Annotated in this window: 1 protein-coding gene; it reads right to left on the reverse strand. The window is 53.3% G+C overall.

From position 1 onward, the window contains the following. Positions 1-45: 45 nt before the first annotated feature. Positions 46-589 (reverse strand): YIP1 family protein (locus tag AUR66_RS12895; protein WP_058572748.1); only part of this gene is annotated, 544 nt, incomplete at its 5' end.

The following is a 589-nucleotide window of genomic DNA, read 5'->3' on the forward strand; positions in this document are numbered from 1 at the left end:
GTGTGTCGAGATTTGAGTATGAGGTTGCAACAATCGACGAAACTCTCACAAGAGATTCACAGCGGCGTTGAGGACGGGGATGACAACGACAATTCCGGCGATGACAGCCGAACGTCGAACCACAAGGTTTCGAGCGTCGTGGATTGCGTAGGTGAGAAGGTACCCAATCCAGAGGTAGCCGATGACACCGATGAGGGTATTGAACAGAAGCAACCATTGGGGAAACTGCATCTGGGTCAGTGAGATCCTCGGAAGAGTACCGAAATACGAGAGACTCCAGATTGTGAGTGTCGTAATCGTATTCACCATCAAGAGGGGCAACGATGCCCATCCGATGTTCGCCGCGATCCGAGTGAGTGGTCCAGACCCACCGGCAACTGCGGATAGAACATACACCAAAATCGTTGATACAGTCCAGACACCAGCGGCACCGATTAACCCACCGAAGAGAATTGAGAACACGAGCAGACCGGTTGAGAACTCGACCTGAGTAAATTGGCCCACGTAGGGGGCGGCACTCGCGACGGCGACGATACCTGTGAGAAGTAAGATGATTGCAGCACTAGCGAGTGACGGGGACCGTTGAGTG

The sequence above is a fragment of the Haloferax profundi genome (assembly GCF_001469865.1).
In the GTDB taxonomy this organism is placed as follows: domain Archaea; phylum Halobacteriota; class Halobacteria; order Halobacteriales; family Haloferacaceae; genus Haloferax; species Haloferax profundi.